The sequence below is a fragment of the Aporhodopirellula aestuarii genome (assembly GCF_023701485.1).
Classification (GTDB): Bacteria; Planctomycetota; Planctomycetia; order Pirellulales; family Pirellulaceae; genus Rhodopirellula; species Rhodopirellula aestuarii.
This window is the reverse complement of sequence record NZ_JAMQBK010000071.1, coordinates 1-22,816: the sequence shown is the minus strand read 5'-3', so window position 1 is coordinate 22,816 and position 22,816 is coordinate 1. Positions and strand designations below refer to the sequence as shown.

The 22,816-nt window shown below is 57.4% G+C and carries 18 protein-coding genes; 9 read left to right on the top strand and 9 right to left on the bottom strand.

Annotated features, from left to right (window positions below; genetic code table 11):
* The first annotated feature begins 5 nt into the window (after window positions 1–5).
* Window positions 6–1,196 (top strand): iron-containing alcohol dehydrogenase, encoded by a 1,191-nt coding sequence (locus NB063_RS25020; RefSeq protein ID WP_250931767.1) that lies wholly within the window; start codon window positions 6–8, stop codon window positions 1,194–1,196.
* Window positions 1,197–1,281: 85 nt separating this feature from the next.
* Here NB063_RS25020 and pssA read toward each other — a convergent pair whose 3' ends face one another.
* Together pssA and NB063_RS25010 are read right to left on the bottom strand one after the other, a co-directional pair.
* Window positions 1,282–2,232: a CDP-diacylglycerol--serine O-phosphatidyltransferase gene (gene pssA / locus NB063_RS25015; protein WP_250931766.1), complete on the bottom strand. Its 951-nt coding sequence runs from the start codon at window positions 2,230–2,232 to the stop codon at window positions 1,282–1,284.
* Window positions 2,229–3,233 (bottom strand): phosphatidylserine decarboxylase family protein, encoded by a 1,005-nt coding sequence (locus NB063_RS25010; protein WP_250931765.1) that lies wholly within the window; start codon window positions 3,231–3,233, stop codon window positions 2,229–2,231. The genes pssA and NB063_RS25010 overlap by 4 nt, the downstream gene beginning before the upstream one ends.
* 73 nt (window positions 3,234–3,306) lie before the next feature.
* On the opposite strand from NB063_RS25010, the gene nadB reads away from it, so the two are divergent.
* The 3 genes from nadB to NB063_RS24995 all read left to right on the top strand — a co-directional run bounded on the left by nadB (window position 3,307) and on the right by NB063_RS24995 (window position 6,802).
* Complete coding sequence (gene nadB, locus NB063_RS25005; RefSeq protein WP_250931764.1) at window positions 3,307–4,971, top strand: L-aspartate oxidase; 1,665 nt, start codon at window positions 3,307–3,309, stop codon at window positions 4,969–4,971.
* A gap of 74 nt (window positions 4,972–5,045) precedes the next feature.
* Window positions 5,046–5,927: a phosphoribosylformylglycinamidine synthase subunit PurQ gene (locus tag NB063_RS25000; protein WP_250931763.1), complete on the top strand. Its 882-nt coding sequence runs from the start codon at window positions 5,046–5,048 to the stop codon at window positions 5,925–5,927.
* Complete coding sequence (locus tag NB063_RS24995; protein WP_250931762.1) at window positions 5,927–6,802, top strand: class I SAM-dependent methyltransferase; 876 nt, start codon at window positions 5,927–5,929, stop codon at window positions 6,800–6,802. Before NB063_RS25000 ends, NB063_RS24995 begins: the two co-directional genes overlap by 1 nt.
* A 104-nt stretch (window positions 6,803–6,906) precedes the next feature.
* Here the strand turns inward: NB063_RS24995 and rho are convergent, their stop codons facing one another.
* On the bottom strand, window positions 6,907–8,322 hold the full coding sequence (gene rho / locus NB063_RS24990; protein ID WP_261367581.1) for a transcription termination factor Rho: 1,416 nt from the start codon (window positions 8,320–8,322) through the stop codon (window positions 6,907–6,909).
* Window positions 8,323–9,078: 756 nt separating this feature from the next.
* Between rho and NB063_RS24985 the strand changes: the two genes are divergently transcribed.
* Entirely contained in the window at window positions 9,079–10,320 is a 1,242-nt protein-coding gene (locus NB063_RS24985) for a hypothetical protein (RefSeq protein WP_250931761.1), read from the top strand.
* A gap of 88 nt (window positions 10,321–10,408) precedes the next feature.
* On the opposite strand, the gene NB063_RS24980 is transcribed toward NB063_RS24985, so the two are convergent.
* Window positions 10,409–11,053, bottom strand: a complete 645-nt coding sequence (locus tag NB063_RS24980) for a hypothetical protein (RefSeq protein WP_250931760.1) — start codon at window positions 11,051–11,053, stop codon at window positions 10,409–10,411.
* Entirely contained in the window at window positions 11,046–11,330 is a 285-nt protein-coding gene (locus NB063_RS24975) for a hypothetical protein (RefSeq protein WP_250931759.1), read from the bottom strand. Before NB063_RS24975 ends, NB063_RS24980 begins: the two co-directional genes overlap by 8 nt.
* A gap of 202 nt (window positions 11,331–11,532) precedes the next feature.
* Between NB063_RS24975 and NB063_RS24970 the strand changes: the two genes are divergently transcribed.
* Window positions 11,533–12,123 carry an NYN domain-containing protein gene (locus NB063_RS24970; protein WP_250931758.1) on the top strand — a complete coding sequence of 197 codons (591 nt, stop codon included), beginning with the start codon at window positions 11,533–11,535 and terminating at the stop codon, window positions 12,121–12,123.
* 1 nt (window position 12,124) lies between these two features.
* Here the strand turns inward: NB063_RS24970 and NB063_RS24965 are convergent, their stop codons facing one another.
* Together NB063_RS24965 and tatC are read right to left on the bottom strand one after the other, a co-directional pair.
* Window positions 12,125–12,589, bottom strand: a complete 465-nt coding sequence (locus NB063_RS24965; protein WP_250931757.1) for a hypothetical protein — start codon at window positions 12,587–12,589, stop codon at window positions 12,125–12,127.
* A 15-nt stretch (window positions 12,590–12,604) separates the two neighbouring features.
* Window positions 12,605–13,765: a twin-arginine translocase subunit TatC gene (gene tatC, locus NB063_RS24960; protein ID WP_250931756.1), complete on the bottom strand. Its 1,161-nt coding sequence runs from the start codon at window positions 13,763–13,765 to the stop codon at window positions 12,605–12,607.
* Window positions 13,766–13,920: 155 nt separating this feature from the next.
* On the opposite strand from tatC, the gene NB063_RS24955 reads away from it, so the two are divergent.
* Together NB063_RS24955 and NB063_RS24950 are read left to right on the top strand one after the other, a co-directional pair.
* Window positions 13,921–14,484 carry a type 1 glutamine amidotransferase domain-containing protein gene (locus tag NB063_RS24955; RefSeq protein ID WP_250931755.1) on the top strand — a complete coding sequence of 188 codons (564 nt, stop codon included), beginning with the start codon at window positions 13,921–13,923 and terminating at the stop codon, window positions 14,482–14,484.
* A 97-nt stretch (window positions 14,485–14,581) separates the two neighbouring features.
* Window positions 14,582–15,520: a hypothetical protein gene (locus NB063_RS24950; RefSeq protein WP_250931754.1), complete on the top strand. Its 939-nt coding sequence runs from the start codon at window positions 14,582–14,584 to the stop codon at window positions 15,518–15,520.
* 79 nt (window positions 15,521–15,599) lie between these two features.
* On the opposite strand, the gene NB063_RS24945 is transcribed toward NB063_RS24950, so the two are convergent.
* Window positions 15,600–16,418, bottom strand: a complete 819-nt coding sequence (locus tag NB063_RS24945; protein ID WP_250931753.1) for a hypothetical protein — start codon at window positions 16,416–16,418, stop codon at window positions 15,600–15,602.
* A 338-nt stretch (window positions 16,419–16,756) separates the two neighbouring features.
* Here NB063_RS24945 and NB063_RS24940 point away from each other — a divergent pair, with 338 nt between their 5' ends.
* Window positions 16,757–18,943: a sialate O-acetylesterase gene (locus NB063_RS24940; protein ID WP_250931752.1), complete on the top strand. Its 2,187-nt coding sequence runs from the start codon at window positions 16,757–16,759 to the stop codon at window positions 18,941–18,943.
* A gap of 100 nt (window positions 18,944–19,043) precedes the next feature.
* Here the strand turns inward: NB063_RS24940 and NB063_RS24935 are convergent, their stop codons facing one another.
* Entirely contained in the window at window positions 19,044–22,340 is a 3,297-nt protein-coding gene (locus NB063_RS24935) for an FAD-dependent oxidoreductase (protein WP_250931751.1), read from the bottom strand.
* Window positions 22,341–22,816: the final 476 nt, after the last annotated feature.

Sequence of the window (22,816 nt, the reverse complement as noted above, 5' to 3'; positions counted from 1 at the left end):
ATGATATGACCACAAATGTCGCCCCCGTCGGATTTACGGCCCAGGCATCGTTTGACATCCAACCTCGAACCCGGCTGGTATTCGGTCCCGGCTCATCCGCTCGGATCGCAGAATTGGCGAATTCGCTCGGTGCACGCCGCGTCATGGTGGTCAGCGACGCGGGGATCGTCGCGGCGGGACATTTCGAACACATCGCCGAGCGATTAAGAAAATCGGGTTTTGAGGTCGGCTCTTTCCATGAGTTTGCCGAGAACCCGACATCGACCATGGTCGACGCGGGCGTCGTTGCGGCGGCCGACTTTCAACCGGATCTGCTGATCGGACTGGGCGGCGGCAGCAGCCTGGATTGCTGCAAAGGGATGAACTTCGTTTACAGTTGCGGCGGATCGATTCACGACTATCACGGCGTGGGCAAAGCGACGGCGGATCTCTTGCCGATGATCGCGATCCCGACGACAGCAGGCACCGGCAGCGAAACGCAAAGTTTTGCGTTGATTAGCGATCCGGAATCGCACGTCAAAATGGCCTGTGGCGACCCGCGAGCGGCCTGCCGCATTGCGGTCCTCGACCCAGAGCTGACGTTGACGATGCCCGCGAGCGTGACGAGCCTGACGGGAATCGATGCGATCTCACACGCGATCGAAACGTACGTGACTCGTCGACGAAACGCGATCTCGACAACCTACAGCCGACGTGCGTTCGGGTTGCTCGCGAGATCGTTTTCGAAAGTACTGCAGTCGCCCGACGATCTGGATGCGCGGGGTGAAATGCAACTGGGCGCTTCGCTGGCCGGAATGGCAATCGAAACCTCCATGCTCGGCGCCGCTCATGCGACAGCCAACCCGTTAACGGCGAGACACAACATCATCCACGGCCAAGCCGTCGGGCTGATGCTGCCCGCGGTGATCCGGTTCAACGGTTCACAACACGCGTTGTGGTACGCAGAGCTGCTCCGTGAGATCGATCCCGTCGGTGGACCGCAAGTACCGGTGGACGAAGCCCCCGATCGTCTGGCAGAAATGGTTCAAGACTGGGTGCAATCGGCCGGGCTGGCAACTTCGCTTGACGCACTATCAATCCCGTCGTCCGACATCGGGATGTTTGTCGACGACGCGTTACAGCAGTGGACGGGAACGTTTAATCCGATCCCGCTCGACGAAGATTCGACGCGAGCGTTGTACCGCGAAGTCGCTTAAGACAAGTCGCATGTGAGTGATGCGATCGCGAGCACGCGAAGATGACGACGCGATACGCACATTGCCGTTCCGCTCTCAGACAGCGTTACTGCTGCTGTTGATTCGGTCCGCGGTATTGGTTGATCAATGCCCGAAAGGGTGAACCAAAACTGTAGTAACAAAACACCAACGGTAACGCGACCCAGTGCAATAGGAACATCCCGACGACCGCAAACATGGCTTGGCCGATTTGATTCGGCGCCCGACGTCCTCGCACCAACTGCGCGAACACATGCGGGTAACGGAACCGGGACACCATCAAAAACGCCAGCACGAGCGCGAGCACCGGAATGAAGTAGTGCGAGGCTTGCAGTGACCAATCACTGATATGCCACACCCATACCGGATAGTTTTCCCCGGTCGCAAAGTCCTTTAAATCGGGAATCGCGATCGCGAACGCCGCGAGCGTGCCAGCCGCCGCTGGACTCGGCAGACCTTCGAACCCTTCATGATCGTCGTCTTCATCGGTTTCAACGTTGAAGCGGGCCAAGCGGATCAACACGCAAACGGCAAACAGCACGCCGATGGCCCATGTCAATCGCTGTGGCAACGCATCGCTGATCCGCCACACGATCACCGCGGGCGCGACGCCAAACGTGACCGCATCACAAAGGCTATCGAGTTCCGCACCGAACCGGCTCGCCTGGCCCGTTAAACGGGCGGCCGAACCGTCGAGTGCGTCGAACAGCATGCCACCAAAGATCAGCAGACCGGCGGCGAAGAGTTTTGTCTCAAGCTCCCACGCAAGCGTCTCGGTACTGACGGCGATCGCGATCGCAGCTAATCCGCAAACACCGTTCCCGAGGGTCAAGACCGTCGGCAAGACCGCAAGCGTCAACCGGCGTCGTTCACCGCGATTTCGTTTTCGGCGACGACGCAGCTTGCCACCCGCACCGGCAACCTCCTGATCCGCTTCGATGGCCGGATCCTGAGGATCGGATTCTGTATCCGGATCGTCCCAGTCGGATAGCGGTAACCGTGGTTTGAGTTCACTCATGAGTGATCGTTAATGGATTCAATGGAGGCATCAGATTGGTAACGGGCCATCACGGTCGAACCGGCGAAGGTCTTCTCACCGATCGTTGCCACAATCGCGAGAGCTCCGTCCCGCGGGATCACTAATTCAGTTCGAGAGCCCAGCTTAATCATGCCGTACATCTCGCCGCGTGCAAAAACGTCACCGACACGCGCCCAGCAAACAATTCTTCGGGCAAATTGCCCGGTAATCTGCCGAATCCGGATAATCCGCCCATCCAGATCACTGCTCGCCAACTCGATATCGAGATTCTCGTTATCTCGAGCCGATTTAGGAAGTAACGCATTGAGGAATTTGCCAGGTCGGTAGCGGACCGACACGATCCGCCCGGGCAGCGAAACACGATTCGCATGAACATTAAAGATCGAAAGAAAAATTCCAAACCGGACGGCAGGACCGATTACCGGATCATCAATCTCAACGATTTCGACAACCTTACCGTCTGCCGGCGAAACGACGATTCCCGGCCCTTCGGGAACCGTGCGGCGGGGATTACGAAAAAACCATACGACGAGCAGGCAGGCGAGAAAGGGGGGCACAAACAACGGCCACCAATAGAACGCCAATAGGACCGAAAGCAATAATAGCGTCCCGCCGATCACAAACAGCTCCGCCAATCCCGCCCGGACAATGGGCAGCGATTCACGCCACAGGAAGGGGTCATCGGCGTCCGCCCACCAATAACTGTCTTGGTTCCGGAAGTATTTCATATCTCGGGCGTCGACGGGATCGAAAGGCAAGGCACCGCGTTCACCTTGCCGCCGGTCGGCCATGCGGGCGACGTAGCCGGGGCGAAATTTACGCAGATACGCTCTTCGAATCCGTCCCCAAGCGAGTTCCATCGACATCACCAGCCCGCCACCCGGCTGAATCGACGTCACGGCTGGGTCCATCGCAGGGATGGCCTCGGTTTTCGGCCGGTTCGACTGTGGCGGCTTTAAGGATTCGATCGGGGTGCTCATGGAGAACAAGGGTAGCGGCTACAATATCCCTTTGTCGATAAGCCGTCCGCTAATTGCCATCCATCCAAACGACATGATCACGCCTCGTTATCTACTCCCATTTGACTCGCGTCGGGCGATTCACCGGTTCACCGACGTCCTCATTATTGGTGGGGGATTGGCGGGGCTCCGAGCAGCCAATGCCGTCGAACCTAACCTCTCGGTTCTCGTCGTAACGAAGGATCATTTGCGGGAATCCAACAGCAACTACGCCCAAGGCGGGATCGCCGGCGTACTCGACCCCGAAGATTGCTTTGACCATCACATCCGTGACACGCTCGTCGCCGGGGCCAACCTTTGCGACCGCGACGTGGTCGAACGCGTGATCCGCGAGGGGCCGCTGCGGATCGAAGAATTGATCCGGTGGGGCACGCAGTTCGACACCACCGCGGGTGAACTCGCCCTCGGTCGCGAAGGTGGTCATTCGCACGAGCGAATCGTCCACGCGATGGGCGATGCGACCGGCCGCGAAGTCATGCGAGCGGTGATCGACCGCAGCCGCGAGGCGTCGAACATCGATATCTGGGAAAACGCCTTCACCGTCGATCTCTTGACCCTCGAAGGACGCTGCCGCGGCGCCGTGATCGTTGGCCACAACGCCCCGCCGACGATGGTGTGGGCCAAAGAAACCATTCTGTGCACCGGAGGTGTGGGGCAGGTTTTTCGCGAATCCACCAACCCGGCTGTCGCGACCGGCGACGGCACCTCGATCGCCTACCGCGCCGGCGTCGAACTGCGTGACATGGAATTTATCCAGTTCCACCCGACCGTGCTTTATATTGCAGGGTCGTCGCGGTCGCTGATCACCGAGGCGGTGCGTGGTGAAGGGGCTCACCTGCTCGATTCACACGGCGACCGTTTCATGCCCAACTACGATGACCGTGCCGAACTCGCCCCCCGGGACATCGTGAGCCAGTCCATCGTCAGTCAAATGGCCGAGACGTCACACCCCTGCGTCTATCTCAGCCTTGCTCACCTCGATCCCAAACTCGTGCTCAGCCGTTTTCCCGGAATCGCGGAAACGTGCAAACAATTCGGATTGGATGTCACGACCGATCGGATCCCCGTTCGGCCTGGTGCTCACTACATGATCGGCGGTGTGAGCGTCGATAGTCAGGGACGAACCAGCTTGCCCGGCTTGTGGGCCGCCGGCGAATCCACCAGCTCGGGCCTTCACGGTGCCAACCGTTTGGCCAGCAACAGTTTGCTCGAAGGGCTTGTCTACGGTGCTCACGCTGGCGAAGCGGCCAGCCGGGCGGCAGCCGAAGGCCCCCACAAAATGATCGCGTACCGGATCCAACAAACCGCTCGCGAACAAACCCAATCGTTTGATATCGCCGACGTGCGGGTGTCGCTCAAGAGCCTGATGGGACGCCTCGTCGGAGTGCAACGCGATGCAGAAGGCTTGGCCCAGGCCAACGAGCAAATCCGGTCGCTTTCGGCGTATGTGATGTCGCACCAATTCGACAGCGTCGAGGGCTGGGAACTGCAAAACCTGCTGCTGACAGCTTCCGCGATGACCTCCGCCGCACTCGCACGCCGGGAATCCCGCGGCGTGCATTTCCGCAGCGATTACCCCGAAGTCGACAACGAAAACTGGCGTTGCCACCAAACACAGCAAATCGACGTCGACGGAGGCTACCCACGAAAGGGCGAACTGATCACCCGCCCCACATCCGACCACGTTGCCCCGAAATGATCGAACGATTAAGTTTTCGAGGGAATGCCTTTCCCATTTTTTCCGTCCGAACTACCTACGTCTAACTTCTCAACATGGCTGCTCCACGCGTTCTCGTTCTTCGCGCCCCCGGCACCAACTGTGATGTCGAAACCGCCCACGCGTTCGAACTCGCCGGAGCGACGGCGGAGCGGATCCACGTCGGACGGTTGAGCGAAAATCCCGCACTGCACAAACGATATCAAATCCTGTGCATTCCCGGCGGTTTCAGTTACGGGGACGACATCGCCGCAGGTCGAATTCTCGCCACCCGCATGCGACACCACCTCGACGACATGATTCATCATTTCGTGGACAGCGGCGACAACCTTGTGCTGGGAATCTGTAATGGCATGCAAGTCCTGATGCGATTGGGCGTCCTGACGACGGGCATCCAAACTCCGCAAATGGCGAGCGTTCGGGGTGACGAAGATTCCGTTGCCAGCCCCAGCGACCAATCCTGGGATGGGGAAAGCGACTGGTCTTCGTTCGACGTGCCGCCGGCAACCCTGACGTGGAACAATCACGGGCGTTTCGAAGATCGATGGGTGCACTTGGCTGTCGATAAAACTCCCTGCGTTTTCCTCAAAGACATTGACCAAATGTTCTTGCCGATGGCACACGCCGAAGGCAAATTTGTCGCCCGTGACGCCGACGCGTTGGAACAACTCCGCGCCGCCGGTCGACTCGCCCTTCGCTATTGTGACTCCAGCGGCCAGATTGAATCCGAAACGCTACCTTTTCCCACCAACCCCAATGGCGGTGACGCCAACGTCGCCGGTGTATGCGACGCCTCGGGCCGTGTCTTCGGACTGATGCCGCACCCTGAACGCCACATCGATGCGACTCAGCACCCATTCTGGACACGTCGCAAAACTCAGCCCGAGCATGGCGACGGACTGCAGATGTTCCGCAACGCCGTGCAGTGGTTCGCGTAGTGGTCGAAGACGTCGATCCCAGCGAAGCCCGATTCGCGTTCGGCAAAAACTGGTCGGCGTTCTTGAAACAAGTCGACGCCGACAGGATCGATCAAGCCGTGGCCTCCCTCCGCGGCCTCTTGCTGCTCGACGCTGGCCAACCCCAACCGCTCGCGGGCAAACGGTTTCTCGACATCGGTTCGGGCAGCGGGCTATTTTCACTCGCCGCCATCTCGCTTGGGGCTTCGGTCGTGTCGGTGGACATCGACCGAGAAAGCTTCGAATGCACTCGGACGCTCCGGGATCACTTCCACGCGTCGCTGGGATCCGATCTGGAAGCCGCCTCCGCACCCACGTGGGACGTGCATCACGTCTCGGTACTCGACACAGCCGCCATGAAATCGCTGGGCACCTTTGACATCGTATATAGCTGGGGCGTGCTTCATCACACCGGGAAGATGAACGAAGCGATCAAACGGGCGGCTGAACGAGTCGGCCCAGGCGGATGGCTTGCGATCGCGATCTACAACGACCAGGGCGGAGGCAGCCGACGTTGGCACGCGATCAAACGCGGTTATCACTTCCTGCCTTCGTTCGTGCGTCCCGTTTACGTTGCCGCAGTTGCGGGCATCTATGAACTCAAGTTTGCGGTCGCCCGTTTGGCCCGGGGCCGAAACCCGCTCCCGTTTGCCGATTGGCGAAGCAAACGCAGCGATCGCGGAATGAGTGTTTGGCACGATTGGGTTGACTGGATCGGTGGACTTCCCTTTGAAGTCGCCAGTCCGGAAGCGATCATCCTCCCACTCCGACGCCGAGGTTTCGTACTCGAAAATCTCCGCACCGTCGGGGCGGGTTGGGGATGCAACGAATTCGTCTTTCGACGACAGACCGACTGAGACGCGTCCGGCTTGCTTCAATAGTCTTGAATGGCGAATGCCAACTAAGTCGCCCTGTCGCGGGTCACGCTCGATTCTCGGCGACTTGCTCCGCGAACCTCGAGTTAAGCTTCTGGTGGGATGCTCATCAAGAACTCGACGTTGTTCTGCGTCGTAGCGAGTTTCTTGGTGAGCGTTGTCATCGCTTCGGTGGGCGACAATTCAGCGAGTGTTCGCCGCAGCGTTTGAATCCGCCGATACTCTTCGTCATCAAACAGAATTTCCTCACGACGAGTTCCGCTGCACGACAAATCGATCGCCGGCCAAACTCGTCGCTGCACGAGGTCTTGATCGAGCACGATCTCCAAATTGCCGGTTCCTTTGAACTCTTCGAAGATCACGTCATCCATGCGACTTCCCGTGTCGACCAGCGCCGTTGCAAGAATCGTCAACGATCCGCCTTCTTCGACCTTTCGAGCCGACCCGAAAATTGCCTTGGGCTTCTGCATCGCACCCGCATCGAGACCGCCGGTCAGCAGTTTACCTGTAGCCGATTCGGCATCGCTGTTGAAGGCACGGGCGAGTCGGGTGATTGAGTCGAGGAAGATAACGACATCTGTTCCTGACTCCACCATCCGTTTTGCTTTCTCGACCACCATTTGGGCGACTTGGATATGCCGGGCCGGTGGCTCGTCAAACGTGCTGCTGATCACCTCGCATTGGTGCGATTTGATCTCGCGTTCCATTTCGGTGACTTCCTCAGGCCGCTCGTCAATCAACAACACAAAGACGTACGCCTCGGGATAATTTGCCAGCACGCCGTGAGCGAGTTGTTGCATCAGGATCGTTTTCCCGGCACGTGGCGGACTGACGATCAGCCCACGTTGCCCGAATCCGATCGGCGTGAACAGATCGACCACCCGCGTACTCATCTCGGTCGCCGAATGTTCCATCACGATCCGGGTGCGTGGGTGCAACGGCGTGAGTTCATCAAACGGAACCTGCCGTCCTCGTCGGGAGGGCTCGTGATGGTTGATCGCTTCGATCCGCAGCAGCGCGAAATAACGCTCGTTTTCTTTCGGCGGACGAATCTGCCCTGCGACATGACTGCCCGTATGCAGTCCAAAGCGACGAATTTGGCTCGGCGAGACGTAGATGTCGTCGGGGCAGGAGAGATAGTGATACTGCGCACTGCGAAGAAACCCGAACCCATCGGGCAGGATTTCAAGGGTGCCTTCGCCGTACATCAGTCCGTTGGCACTCATTTTCGCTTTGATCAAACGAAAGACGAGTTCCTGTCGGGCGAGACCTCCGATGTCCTGAAGCCCCTCTTGCTCAGCCAAAGCCAGCAAATCGGGATGGGACATCTGCTGGAGCTGCACCAAGTTGACCGGGGACTCGTTGGCATCAGGATGCGGGATCCCAACGCGTCCACCAGCTTTGGTGACTTCGCTAACGATTTCTTCCGGCAAGGAAAGCGGATCGCGTTCGGCATCGAGTTCACGAACACGTTGATCAACGGCTTGGTCGGGATGGCGCATGCGTCGGGGTCCGCGACGTGAATCGCGCGCCGACCTTGGCGGGGTGGGGGGTTCCATGATAAGGAGAACCGGTCGGTGGTGGGCGAGAAGAGAGGAGCGTGTTCGACGGCTCGTTTGTGGATAAGACACGAAGCGTCGAGGAGGGGTTCAGGCTGGTCCCGGAAGGACCAATGAACTGAACAGTTTGATAGTGTAGCCAACTCGGTGAGGGTTGTCAGCCTTGTTTTCAGATTGTCCAGCGAGCGGAAAGGCAAACGCCATTACGGGGGGTCTGTCGGCTTCCCAAAGGCTATGACTCCCGTCTCACGGGAAAATGCAGACGCTTCATCTGACGTGAACTGGGGGATTGCCTGAACCGGCAGGGCTCGCGTCCGGCCGCTAACAAACTTAGTGGAACGGCATCAGCCGCGCGGTCCCACACCGAGTTTGAATGCTGAGAAAACGCTAACGATTTGAGAAGATAGGTAGACAACCCCAAAACTCCGGCTTCTAAGGTTTTTGGCGGATTTGCCGTTTCATCTCGTAATCCGGTTAAGCCTCAGCCGACCTTGCGACCGATACTACCGGTACAACCTGATATCCCAAGGTCACCAGCAGTGGTGTGCTTGGGAAGTCACAGGCAGATTCAAGCGACCCGCAGCCACGCGGGGAGGATTCGAGCTCGTTAGATTTGGCGACGTTTTGAACGTTGACGGATCGACCGCGATTGATTCTCAGGGCGCTGGCAGCAACTCCTAGCATGACGGTGGAATAACGATGTCGGTACGGAAGCTGACGACGAAATTGGCGATGTTGCTGGTATTGATAACCGGAGGCGTCAACGCATCGGCAAAAGATCACGATTTGCCGCCCGCGGACCCGTTCGCGTTTGATCCAGACTTCAACTGGTTCGAGCCGATTTACGATGCGGACATCCTAGACATGAAGCCCAAAAAACGGGCTCACGTCGGGTGGTTTTCGACGTACGATCGGATTCATCTTTATGGATCTCGTCCGAACCAAGACGATGATCTTGACGATGGCAACCAGCTCGATCCCGGTGGTGGCCACCGTTACGAAATCGGCTACATGCGTCCCGACGCCGATACCGGGATGCTATTCTCGTTCATCGAGAACTCAGCCGGTGCCTTCGACGGAGTTCGTGTCGATCGTCTGAACCGCCTCAACGAGAATGACCTCAACGGGGAGCCGACCTATGCGTTGGGTGATACCCGTTTCGGACTCCCGGTTTTCCCGGAAGACGGCAACGTGTTTGGATTCTCGAGACGCTTTTACGACGTCGGTCTGACACTCAATGACATGACGATGCGGAGCTACGAACTCAGCAAGACATGGCGTATGGAACCGTACCATTACGGTGGAATCCTTGAGCCGATGTTGGGGCTTCGGGTCGTCACCGCAGAAGATGGCTCTTCGTTGCGTGTCTACAAACGACCGCTCGAAGACGGCGTCGGATTCGGTAACTCACCGTACATCATCCCGCTTATCAGCACGGTCGACATCGACTATTCCAACACAGAAATACTCGAAGAAAGTGCTGCTGAGATCGATAATAACATCTACACGCTGCAGGCAGGTTTCCGGTACTTCAAGTATCAAGAACGGTTCTGTTACTCGGCTGAATTCCGTGCCTTTACCGGGATCAACCTACAAACCTACTCCAGCCGTAGAGTGGAAACGACCACTGTCTACGACGGCAACACCACTGGTTCGGAGGTCGACTCCAACATCACGGTGACGACTCCCGCTCAGTTCCTTCAAAATGAAGAGTTCATGATCGGATTTGATGCCCGAGCTGAGATCGGCTATCAACTCACCAAGATGATCAATGTTCGTTGCGGTATGCAGCTCATCGACTTGGCAACGGGTGTGTGGCGATCGAGCCGAAACCTGACCGAGCAAACCGGTGGTCTACTCACACCATCTATCGACACCGGCGACCGCAGCCAAAGTTATGTCGCAGTCGGCTACACGTTCGGCATCGAACTGAACCGCTAAGAATCAAGGGCGGAGGAACGCCATCGTCCGACCAATGCAAAGAGTCGGACGATGGCGACGCGATTCCAAATGACCTTTGACGAGATTCTTAGTTGACCGATCCACGATTCTTGCGAGCTCGCGTGACGGTCAAGAGCACTAGACGATTCTCATCTTGAAACTCGGTAACCGTTGCGGTGATCGTCCAGTAGTCGTCTTCCGGATCTTCTTTAATCGCCCGGACGATTCGATCGAGCATCAGATTCTCGATCACGATCATCGAGTCAAATGTGGGAGCGGTCACGCCTCCACGATGTGATTGAGGACCACGAGCGTTAAGTCCCTGCAGCGTTTCACTATCCGTTGTGCTGCGTTGACGGGCCAGCAAGGTGTCTTGTTCGGTAAGAATTTCCCGAGCCAAGCCACCTTCGAGCCATTCTGTTTTCCCCTGCTCGGTTGGCGAGGCCTGCGATTCGGCTAGGAAGCTCCACCGCTGGCCGTGAACCACAAATCGGCCGCGCACCGGCCCGACATACGTCCCTTCGCGCAAAACGATTTGGACCGCACGTTTGATCGGTGTCGGGTGATCACTTTCTTCACTCGCCCCCGGCCGGCCCGACCAAGGCGTCGCGTTTGCACTGCCCGCAAACTGTGCCATCACATTGTCGGTCCTGACGAACGCCCCCGCTAAGACGCTAGCGGGGACAATCCCCGCGACCAAAACGAACGAACGCAGCGATCGGGAATCAATCATTGCGAGGAATCGCCAATGCATGGAGGCTCACGACACTGCCAACGGCAATCATGGCCAACCCGAGCCAACGTGGGGGATGAACCCGTTTGGTGGGCTTCGGATGCACCTGCATCAGGAAGCTACTAAAGCTTTCACTGGTCGTTGGCGAAGACTTACGAGACATGTCTGCCAACGCTCGCGTGGTGGGCTCATTCAATACGAACGAATCGATCATGCGAAACTGCGAACCCAATAAGAGCAGTAGTACCCCGATGAGAAAGTAACGGTTGCGATTCATTTCCATTTCAAGCGTTCCAGCAAACGTGACAGGCGGCGGGCGACAGTTTCACACACACGCAAGATTCATCGTCACGGCGCGGTAGGGTTCCCCAATTCGCCCCTCTGATGATGCTTTGTCACGATTCTGTGGATTGCTGCTATTATGGCGGTTTCATTGCTGTGCACGTTCATGTCACCTTTTCGCCAGGAGCCCATGGGTCGTGTCCGTCGTACTCCTGATTGACGGTTACAACATCATCGCCCCCGTCGCTGCGCCGGCGCGGGGGGCGACGGCTGACTGGCTAGCCAAAGAGCGTCAGCTTTTGCTCGATCGGCTTGTCGAACATCTCGATGAGACGGTCCGATCCCGTACCTGTGTGATCTTCGACGCCAAAGACGCGCCGCCTCATCTCCCCGACCGCTACGACCATCAAGGGATCGATGTGCGTTTCGCCGTCGAGTATTCCGAGGCCGACGACCTGCTCGAAGAGATCATCGCCCTGCATCCGACACCCAAACTTCTTACTGTCGTTTCATCCGACCATCGCGTGCAGACTGCCGCCCGTCGCAAACGTGCCACCGCGTTCGACTCCGATACCTGGCTCGACCAACTGCTCGACGGGCACGTGCTACTGGCGCGCTATCCGAAACGAAAACGTACCACCAAGGCGTCCGCACCCACCGAAAGTTCAACGGTACCCCCACCACCGATGCCACCACGGCGGCCAAAAGAAAAAGAACCGGTCGATCGTCAGATCGACTCCATGCTCAGCGACGCAGATCTCGACGAACTGATCCGCAAATACCAATAAATCACGACCGGTCGTCGAGTATCCACAGGTTCACCGCGCCGACCAAACGGGGAGCCTCCCCGTCGCAAAGAAGCCGGATCTCCAGCTCGTTGTGGTCGGCCAAGCGATCGGTTAGATCAAAGCGAACGGACTCACGCCCCTTCTCGTCGTGAACCCTGGTTGACTCACCGTCATTGAAAATCGAACGGCTGTTGATCCTCACATCATCAAGCCGGCCGCTCACCGCGCCCACCTCGAGTTCCACCCGTTCGCCCGCGTGCAACCCACTGGGTCGATTAAATCGCCGACAATAATCGGCCCGGTGCACCGCATCGCTCGATGCAACGCTTCGCTTTTCTGGATCCCCGGTGTCGGGGTCCCCGGTATCGGGCACATCCACCTGACGCGAGCATGACGTTTCATTCGTGTCGGTGCACAAGCGGTCGTGACGGGTCCACGGCTTGCGAAGTCGGATGCGGTGCGGCATCAGGGGATCATCCGTCTAAGCGGGGTCATACGCACCGCTGCCCAAACCGCGTCCGCGCGGCATGTAGAGACACAGTCCGATCCCAAGAAAATACAACAGCATCAACGGAATCGCCAATGCCACCATGCTGGTCACATCCGCCGGCGTGACCACCATCGAAATGATGAAAATCACCAACGTCGCGATCCGCCAACTGCTGATGTAATCTTTCGTCTGGATCAAATCGATGCGTTGCAAGAACAGCATCACGAGCGGCAACTGAAACGCGACGCCAAACCCCAGCGGCAGCATCAAAACGAAGTTCACGTAGTACGACAACCGAGGCTCCACGGCCACGTCCATGCTGCTGTTAAAGGCGAGCAGGAAGCTCAACACATATTGCAACACCAAGAAAAACGCAAGCGCCACGCCCGACACAAACAACACCACACTGAACGGCAGATAGATGTACACGTATCGCCGCTCATGTGAGTGCAACCCGGCCGCCACAAAACTCCACAGGTGATAAAAAATCATCGGTGACGCCAACACCGCGCCGACGATCAAACCGGCTTTCACCCAGATCATGAACGTCTCTTCGACTTTGAGCGAACTGACACCCCGCTCGCTACGACGAAACTGAATCGTCGGAACCATCGCGTCCGGATCCGGCACGGCACCAATCGCTGAAATCAAATCCGCCGTATCAATTCGTCGCGTCCCGTCGAGTTTCTCGGCCTCCTCTACGGCGACTGTTGCCGCATCCTCCTTCGATTTACCCGCCGCGACATCCCCATCGGGAGCCTCCGCCTCCGCGTCGCCGACCTGCCCGGCGTCTGCCGCCGCCAACGTGGCCGCCGCGGACGGACTCAGCGGTGTTGGCAACGCATAAACCAACTCGGCCACCAACGCATTCTGCGTCAAAAACCGGTGGAACCGTTTGGTGGCAGGATCGTCGGTATTCGAAATGCCGAGCAGGGCCAGGTCCCGGTCGGCGTTGTACTGGATAATCGCCTCTTTCAGCGGCTCCTGGACGTACCGGACCACGCGATTGGCGACCAACAGGCCGAAAGCCAATCCGATGGCGAGCCACATGATCGCCTTCACCAACGCACCGCGGAGTTCCTCGAGGTGTTCTCCGACGGTCATGGTCGAATTGTCAAACAGATCGTCTTTGGGGCGAGCCAGGGCGTCCACGGCGGTCTTTGTCGAAAAAAGGGAGGGAGAGTGGGGGAGGGCGAGCAAAAGGTAAAATTTCTGCACCGCTCGCCTAGATCATCGTCTAACGAATCTACTAGTTTAACTGTTCCCATCAAAGCCACACGATCTCTTTGCAAATCAAAAACAATCTGATGACCACACTGCCCACCACCGATCACGTTTCCCCGATCACCCTCTCCGGTTGCCGCGTGCTCGCCTTTGTCGGTGAGATTTACGAGGATTTGGAGCTCTGGTACCCTAAATTTCGATTGATCGAGGCCGGTGCCGAGGTCATTGTCGCCGGCCCCGAAGCGGGCAAGGTCTACCAAGGAAAACTGGGATATCCGTGCGAGAGCGACGCCGCGATCTCAGAAATGGACAGCAATGAATTCCACGCGTTGCTCGTTCCCGGAGGGTTCATGCCCGACAAACTTCGCCGGGACCCCAATGTGCTCCGATTGGTCCAAGAGTTCGACGCCGCCGGCAAACCGATCGCCGCGATCTGTCACGGAGGATGGATTCCGATCTCTGCGGGGGTGTACCGCGGTGTCCGGGTGACCGGTTCCCCGGGGATCAAAGACGACCTGATCAACGCGGGTGCGATTTACGAGGACGCCGCGGTGGTCGTTGACGGGCATCACGTCTCCAGCCGTCGGCCCGACGATTTGCCTGACTTTTGTCGCCAATTCTTAGCCCTGATCGCCGCCGGACGTTGACACGCGGAGCCGACAATTCGTATACGAACGTAGGTTAGTTGCGGGAGAACCGCGACAATTCTCTGTCAACGAACATTCCAGCCACGCAGCCGCCGCGATGAAAACGTCGAGAATCGAAAGGCCGAATCGCCAGCATGTGCTGCCTCGATTCGTCCCTATCGTGCTGCTCGCGTTCCTGTTGGTGGCCCCCGGCTGCGCACTTTGGAATTCCGGAGTGTGGTCCGAATCGGGCAAATTGCTCGACCCCAGCGGCGAGTCGGGATCCGGTGACGCGGAAATCGCGACAGCACATCGCTCCGTTTCGACGCTGACCCACCAATCCCGCGACACGATCTCGTTGGCTGTGGAATTCCGGCACGTTCCTTCCTCAGCCCTGGGAGAAGAGATGTGGCGAAACGTCGACGAAACGGTCTTCGACGCACGCGTTCGCCAAGCTTGGATGGCCAATGGTCTTCGAATCGGTCTGATTAACTCGCTGGAAAATGCCCCCGAGAGCGACGCCGAAACAAACGGCAGAATGCGAGACCCGATCAATGAACTTTTCGCCGGCGCCGAAGTTTTAGGCGCCAAATCCGACGGGCGAGAGATCATCCCGCTCCGACCCTCACGACGACACGAACTGCCGCTTGCACCTGCCCTCGATAACTCGCATACGATTTTGCTCAGGCAAGCCAGCGGATTGATCGGCCGTGACCTCGTTTCACCACAACTGCTACTCGCCGTCACCGCCGAGACGGGCACACGACGAGGCCAATCAACACTCGAAATCCGTCCCGAAATCCATCACGGTGCCGTCCGCCAAAAATTCGTTAGCAGCGATACCGCGGTACGAATTCAAGCCGGCCGAGAAAGATGGGATTTAACCGAACTGAATGTCACGTGGAAAACTCGGCCAGGCTCGACGTTGATCATCGCCCCAGTGGTGCAACCGACCGAAAGCGAACCCACGTTCGGATTGGGTCGACAAATGATGCGTGACCCCGATCACCTCGTCGACGACCAACACATCGTCGCGTTTCTACAGATCGAAAAGTAAGCGGATCTCGAATGAGGTTGTAGCTTTCGCCGTTCACCTCGACCAGCGTTGCCCAGACTCCTTAGGCGAACAATGCGATTCACTTCGCGAACGGGTTCGCTTGAATTCCGCTCGTAACCGGTTCGGATGGCTTGGGTGGCGTCACCTGATTCTTGGAACAACCGCTATTGCATCCGCTGGACGATGGTGTCGGATAAGGACTCGATTTCTCGTCGGTGAAGAAGCTGTCGAACACACCCTGTCCTTCATCAGCGGCAATGAGGCTCGGCAACTGTTTCGGCATACTCTGCGTCGCACCCAAACCGCCGCCTTCTTGAGGGTCACCAAATCCGCGACCTGAGACCTGCGTAATATCAAAGCCTGCGAAGCCCGCGCCCCAGTCTGCGGCGTTCGATTCGGCACCCATCTGGCCTCGCGACTGGGCGAGTTCAGCTCGCAGGCCTTCAAAGTCGACCTGATCGATGCCAGACGTTTTGGAGATCACCACGATTCCCATAACCAACACGGCCACTAACGGAATCATCCCGAGACCATTGAACAAGCCGTTGAGAAAATAGGTCGCGATGCCGCGGCCGATTCCGCACTGACCGATCAGAGAGACGATGACGGCGTACGCGCCAATCGAGACCACACAGGCCGCCAATCCGGCGACGGGTTCCCCCGGAAATGCGAACACGATCGAAAGCGACACGAACATACTCATCATGCCCGTCACAAGCACGATGCCAATCGATTTCCAAAAACCGAATCGTCCGACACCGGCGACCGCCAGTGCGAACTTCATCGAATAGCCCGTCACCAAAAACATGCCGACAATCAAGATGAGCCCAAGGAGAGCGATCGGGATCGCGGCGCTAGCAAAAGCTTCTTGGATCGCCTGCAGGTTGGCGTCATTCATGTCGATTTTCAGGGTTCGGGGCAAGATGGAGGAATTGGCAATCGCTGAGATGGGGGTCACCCTTTGGAAACATAGGTCATGTTTTCGCGCGCGGTCACGGTAAAAACTTCCTGTCCCCTTCGCACCGCCTCAGCCGCGGCTTTTGCGACAGCCCCTTACGCAGAATCACAAAAAAACACCTCATTTGCCGTCCAACACCGCGAAAGCGACAACGCTCCTGACCGCCCCGCACATCCCCACCGCGTCCACACACCCCGCCATGGCATCGTATATACTACGACTCCTCCCGGACGGTGTTGTCGTCCATTCTCCCTCCTAACTCCCCACCCACCTCTGCTATGCCCCACCTCAGATTCAACTTTCGTCTCGTCGCGTTCACGCTGAGCGCTTTTCTCGGATCGTCGTTCTCCGCCGTGAACGCGGATGTTCGTCTACCGAGCGTTTTCAGTGATCACATGGTGCTGCAACAGCAGCTCCCTATCCGCGTTTGGGGATGGGCAGACCAGGGCGAATCAGTCGACGTTCGTTTCGCTGGCAGTTCAGCCACCGCGACACCCAACGAATCGGGACGGTGGCAAGTCGAATTACCACCGATGGATGCCAACGCCACCGCCCAAACCCTGGTGGTCAAAGGCAACAACACCGTCGAAGTCAAAGATGTACTCATCGGCGAGGTGTGGCTCTGCTCAGGACAATCAAATATGGAATGGACCGTAGCCCGGTCCAGCAACGCCGAGCAGGAAATCGCCGCCGCCAATTTCCCTTTGATTCGCCAGATCGCTATCCCCAAGACGCCCGAGTTTTTGCCTCGAAACGACGTCCCCGCGCAGTGGCGAGTTTGCTCGCCCGAGACCGCCGGGAGCTTCACCGCGTGTGGCTATTTCATGGCCCGGAACCTACATCAAGAACTCAACGTCCCGATCGGGTTGCTCAATTCACCCTGGGGCGGAACCCGCGTCGAACCCTGGACGCCACCGGTCGGATTTGAGCGTGTCGATGCGTTACAGGACATCTACCGATCGATCATCGGTCGCACCCCCGGCACCGACGCCTACAACGAAAAACTGACCGCGCACATCACCGCGACGGCTGATTGGATTGAAAATGCAAAGCAGGCTCAGGCCGCCGGAGAATTACTCACCGCGAATCCGGCCTACCCCACCGAATTGACTCCGTTCAAAAGTCATCAGGATCCCACGATGCTGTTCAACGGAATGATCCATCCGATCCTTGGTTTCCCAATTCGCGGTGCCATTTGGTACCAGGGTGAATCCAATCACGGCGAAGGAATGCTGTATCTCGAAAAGAAAAAAGCCCTCATCGGCGGCTGGCGTGAACTTTGGCAGCAAGGTGATTTCCCGTTCTACTTTGTCCAAATCGCACCTTACCAGTACGGTAACGAAGACCCCGAAATTCTCGCTCGGTTCTGGGAAGCCCAGGCAGCAGTTGCACAACAAGTCCCGAACACCGGCATGGTCGTCATCAACGACATTGCCACCATCGGTAACATTCACCCGCCCGGCAAACAGGAAGTCGGAAGACGCTTGGCTCTGCTCGCACTCAAGAACGACTATGGCCGCAAGGACCTCGTCGCCGTGAGCCCCGAAATGGAATCGCTCGAAGTGCTCGACGGCCGACTCCGCGTTTTATTCAAGAACACCGGTGGCGGCTTAAAAACACGCGACGGCAAATCGCCGACCCATTTCGAAATCATCGGTCCTGGATCAGCGGGCTTTCAAACCGCCACTGCCCAAATCGATGGCGACGCGGTCATCCTCTCTTCCGACAAAGTGAAGGAACCCGTCGCATTTCGTTTTGCATGGCATAAGACAGCCGAGCCCAATTTATGTGGCGGCACCGGACTTCCCGTCGGCGCCGTCCGAGGTGGAGAACTTCCTGATTTTGTCAGTACGCTCCCGATCGGAGACGAATACCAAGTCGTCTATGACCTTGATCTGTCCAAACTAGGCCCGAACATTCAATACGACACCGACAACAGTGACTCTGTCACCAGCTTCGACCGAGTCGGCTATCTCCTCGAACTAGTGACCAACAGTGGAGAACAGCGAACCGTGTTCGTCTCAATGAATGCGTTCACCAATGACGTCACCAAGATCGGCATCCCGACGATCTCGTCCGGCGCCCATTTTCAATGCAGTGTCGATTCGCTTGATGTGTTCACAAACGTCGATGGGATCACGACGGGCTCTGGAATTGCGACAGGCAATCTCGAATTCTGGCCAAATAACTACAACGCTACCAATGCGGCAAACGTCAAGGGAGCCAGCAGCCAAACCTATGACTTCGGCGATGCACCAAGCAATCCCGTCGATGGATACGGCAGCATGCAAGTTCATAACCACGCTACCAAGCAAACTCTTTTTGCGATCAACAAGTGGCGAGCGGGCGTCAAAGCCGACATCGGCATCGGCAACAGCAGCGGTGAGACACATGATTGGACGTTCACGTCCAACGCGGACACCTACGCGAGCAAAAGGCTGCGAGTTTACGTGCGAACCAAGTAACGCCCGATAGACCCTCACATCTCAATCGCTCGGTGCCGGACTAACGCGTGCACCGCAGCGATAATGCGACAACTCACAAACCGGCGACCACCAATCATCGTCAGTCCACGTTCAGATGTGCGACGCCGTTCTGGGGCGGTGTCGGTTCAACGGTCGCGGTAACTCGAAGCGTATCTGCCGACCCAGAGGCATCTGTATCGACAAAGTGGAACGCCCAAATTTTGGGATCAACGCTCGGCGATAATCTCAACCCCCGGTCCGTGAGCGATCCTTCCCAAGTCATCACGTCCCATGATCCCGAACGGGCAGCCTTTCCAAAGCTCAGGTCGAGAATGGCGTTTTTTGCAAACGTCACGTCCCCGCCGATCGCGCGAGAGGCGCTGATCGTAAGTGGGGTCACACCGTTGTCGTCCACAATCACTTTCAGCGTGCTGGCCGAATTCTGATTCCAAAATCCTCCGCCACCCTCATAACCGCCAATCAAAATCTGCTTGGCAGCGGAACCATCGACAACGAACGTGCCCTCGCCATCGGAGTTCCCAATCGTGACCCCACCGCGGGTTTCCAACTCACCGCCCGAGATCGCAAACAGGGCACTGCCTTCTTGATTGGTGTCCCCAATATCGAGACTACCAATCTCCGGCTTCACCGACCGCGTGACCCGCAACGTCCCGCCTTCTAAACGATACACGCCTCTCGACTGCGATTGTAAACCGACTTGCAATGAATTGAGCGTCACGTCTCCGCCGCGTTGACAAACCGTTCCGACACCTCCTGAAATCCCCACACGGGTGTGCCGCGTCGACCGTGCCGTCGCATGGAGTTGACCGCCGTTGATCTGCAACTCCCCAACCTTGCCGAATTCCGAGCCGACATAAATGGCGTTCAGGTTGGCCGACACACCACCCCGGTAAATCGCTCGATCGGAACCGCTCGAATTGATAAACAGCGAATCTTCGTTATTTGGCGTTGCCCCTCCATGCCAGCTTTCAGGATTGCTCCAGTCACCATCAGTTGTGGCGGGGCTCCAAACCAGATCCCTATTCGGCACCGGCATGCTCGCCGATTTGCCCGCAGGCGTTTTCCTGATGAGGACTTGGCCGCCCGCCCACAACAACTTTTGTAACTCTGCATAATCGAGTTGCTGCACCGTCGTGTCTTCATCGATCGCCAAAACGGCCGCGGTCGCCGCCGATTGACCAAGCACCATGAAGACGGGTTCCATCCGAATCGAACCGAACGCGATGTGTGTTGCCGAAACGCAAACAGGGACAAGCAAGTTTTCACATTCACCCGAACTGGGAACAATGCTTCGATACGAAATCGGGTAAGGACGTAGCCCATGCTCTTGAACGTCACCCTCGTTGCGGGCGGCGCCGTTTTGCACGATCCGTTGGCAGTTATGTGAATCCATCCCATACGCGGCCATCCCGACCGAATCCTCGGCAACAACCTTGCCACGACAATTATGCTCGGTCATGACATAGTCCGATTTCATCCGCCGAGCTTCGCGGACGTACAACTGGTTCGGCCACCCACCCGTACTTTGGAATTCGTCGCGACAAGGACCAAATGATCGAAATTGATCCCGCAAGTCTTGCGGTACCCGAGGACTCGTGGACATGAAATACCAAAACCCGCGAATATAATTTTCGTGGGCCCGCCAAATCTCCTCGCGAGTGTCATAGTCGGCATCCGGGTAGTCGTAATTGCCGCCGATGAAGTCCGTCGAAATACCTTGTGAGTTGTTGATGTCTGTCTTGAAGTTCGGCATCCAGACCGGATTACAAAACTGATCCAACCTCGGCTCAAGCCCCTTGGCAACGATTTTTTCAACGCGTCTGGCCGCCAGCTCATATCTCGCCGGGTCGTAATCAGCTGGCGGTTCCAACTCCATTCGGTTCTTCGCGACGTTGGTAAAGCAAAGACGAAAGTTGTAAGCCTGGACGCGATGATCGCCTTCCCCGGGCATACCCCCGTCACCGGGTTGGATCAGAGGAATCAGTCCACTCGATGGATCACCGGGTGAGACGTAGGGATCAACGCTGTCATAGATCTGATTTTTGGGAGTGCGATCTCGGATGCCGTTGAGGGTTTCATCGTACTCGGCGTTGCCCTCCCGACCGACACGATACGTGACGCCCGCACGTGCCATTAGATCGCCTTCGTAGGAAGCATCAATAAACATCTTGGCTTGGTAGGTTTCGCCATCTTGCATCGCAATCGAAACGATCCGTTGTCCGTCCATGTTGACGTCAACAACCTTTTGCCCGCGAACCACCACCACGCCCTCTTCGTGCAACATCTCATTGAAGATTTTGTCCGCAACATGCGGCTCGAACGTCCACATCGTCGCGTCGGGACCGCTCACTTCCTCCAGCGTTGTTCGCTTGGAACGGTTCGCAAAGAACTCTTCTCGGGTCTCGTGAATCCAAGCCGAATCTTGCGCATAGTGCTTCGCAACACGTCGATAGAATTCACGACTGAGCCCACCGATGACGTCTTTGTTACCGATGTCAGTCGCCCCCAAACCGCCCGACGTCATCCCACCGATGTGTCTACCAGGTTCCAATAGCACAACGGAACGATTCATCCGAGCCACCTGCACCGCGGCCACGACGCCGGCGCTGGTCCCCCCGTAGACGACCACCTCGGGGTGATGGGGATCGAAGTCTGCTCTTGCCTCTCGCCTGAGAGTCGACAACATCGGCCTCACCGCCGCTGCGACATGCTTTGCAATGATCGAATTCCCCTCATCACTTGGATGAACCCCATCAGGTGACATCCAATCCGGCTCGGAGGGAAGCAAACCGTACAAGTCGACTACCGGCACGTCATTCTCGCGTGCGACATCCTTGACCGCGTCTCGATAATCCGAAAGCAACTTCGCCAAACCACCGGCCTGATCGAAAACCTCGACGCGATGGCGTTTAAAGTACGCGTCGTGGTTGATAGGCGGCGGAGTGCACATCACCACGCGGCAGTTTCGAGAACGACATTCTTTGATCATCGTTCGCAGGTTGGCCGTGTAATCGTCGAGGGGCACGTGTTTGGTGACATCCACACGAATGTCATTCGTCCCGAAGAAAATCACCACCACGTCAGGCCGCTTTGCCAGCACATCCGACTCCATCCGTCGCAACCCTTGCTGCGATGTGTGCCCTGGTACTCCGGCGTTAATAACGTCAACACCGAGCATCCGCCCCATGATCTCGGGATAACCACGCCGCGTGATGCTATCTCCGAAGCACACGACCGTTTCTCGAGCGAGTTCTGCTCCAGTTACCGCAGACACACTCAAGTTCATCGCTAAAACAAGCACGCCCACCAAAGTGAGTACGCCCGAAAATGGAGCGTGAGGACTTAAAAGCGGATGCGATCGCGAGGTGGAAAACATAGTGTCTCAATCAAAGAAAGCGTGGGGAAATTCAATGGGTACGCGACTATCACGCCGCCCCCGGCCACAGAGCGATGAAGGCGCCGGCGAAAGCTGCAAAACGCGTCAAATGCAATAGCCGCTTGCATGCGGCTCAGCCAGTTGCAGGCGAGCTTGCATCGGATCGTGCCCAAATCTTAATTGAATGATGGAGCTTCGACCGAATGTTTTGCAGTTGCTAAGCAGGTACACCGAAGTGATTCGGTGTGAACGACAATTCCGCTGATCGTGATCGGTTCGGCGTAGGCCGGACCAAGGAGCCTAAGCGACGCAGTTCCGGCACGGCTGTGCAAGTGAATGCCGGGACTCGCAAAGCCTCGGTCCGGTCTACAGTTCGCGGCAGTTTCGCCAGATGATTCCTGCATACCTGCTTAGTATTTGGATTCGGTTGCTTCGCCAGGGCAGGGGACACGATCGTTGGCGGGAGACATTCAGAC

Excerpts from the sequence above, each read along its gene's own strand:
- pssA (WP_250931766.1), bottom strand. The coding sequence starts at position 2,232 with ATGAGTGAACTCAAACCACGGTTACCGCTATCCGACTGGGACGATCCG.
- NB063_RS24950 (WP_250931754.1), top strand. The coding sequence starts at position 14,582 with ATGAAAACGTCGAGAATCGAAAGGCCGAATCGCCAGCATGTGCTGCCT.
- NB063_RS24940 (WP_250931752.1), top strand. The coding sequence starts at position 16,757 with ATGCCCCACCTCAGATTCAACTTTCGTCTCGTCGCGTTCACGCTGAGC.
- NB063_RS24945 (WP_250931753.1), bottom strand. The coding sequence starts at position 16,418 with ATGAATGACGCCAACCTGCAGGCGATCCAAGAAGCTTTTGCTAGCGCC.
- nadB (WP_250931764.1), top strand. The coding sequence starts at position 3,307 with ATGATCACGCCTCGTTATCTACTCCCATTTGACTCGCGTCGGGCGATT.
- NB063_RS24980 (WP_250931760.1), bottom strand. The coding sequence starts at position 11,053 with ATGATTGATTCCCGATCGCTGCGTTCGTTCGTTTTGGTCGCGGGGATT.
- NB063_RS25010 (WP_250931765.1), bottom strand. The coding sequence starts at position 3,233 with ATGAGCACCCCGATCGAATCCTTAAAGCCGCCACAGTCGAACCGGCCG.
- rho (WP_261367581.1), bottom strand. The coding sequence starts at position 8,322 with ATGCGCCATCCCGACCAAGCCGTTGATCAACGTGTTCGTGAACTCGAT.
- NB063_RS25020 (WP_250931767.1), top strand. The coding sequence starts at position 6 with ATGACCACAAATGTCGCCCCCGTCGGATTTACGGCCCAGGCATCGTTT.
- NB063_RS24935 (WP_250931751.1), bottom strand. The coding sequence starts at position 22,340 with ATGTTTTCCACCTCGCGATCGCATCCGCTTTTAAGTCCTCACGCTCCA.
- NB063_RS24975 (WP_250931759.1), bottom strand. The coding sequence starts at position 11,330 with ATGAATCGCAACCGTTACTTTCTCATCGGGGTACTACTGCTCTTATTG.
- NB063_RS24955 (WP_250931755.1), top strand. The coding sequence starts at position 13,921 with ATGACCACACTGCCCACCACCGATCACGTTTCCCCGATCACCCTCTCC.
- NB063_RS25000 (WP_250931763.1), top strand. The coding sequence starts at position 5,046 with ATGGCTGCTCCACGCGTTCTCGTTCTTCGCGCCCCCGGCACCAACTGT.
- NB063_RS24985 (WP_250931761.1), top strand. The coding sequence starts at position 9,079 with ATGTCGGTACGGAAGCTGACGACGAAATTGGCGATGTTGCTGGTATTG.
- NB063_RS24965 (WP_250931757.1), bottom strand. The coding sequence starts at position 12,589 with ATGCCGCACCGCATCCGACTTCGCAAGCCGTGGACCCGTCACGACCGC.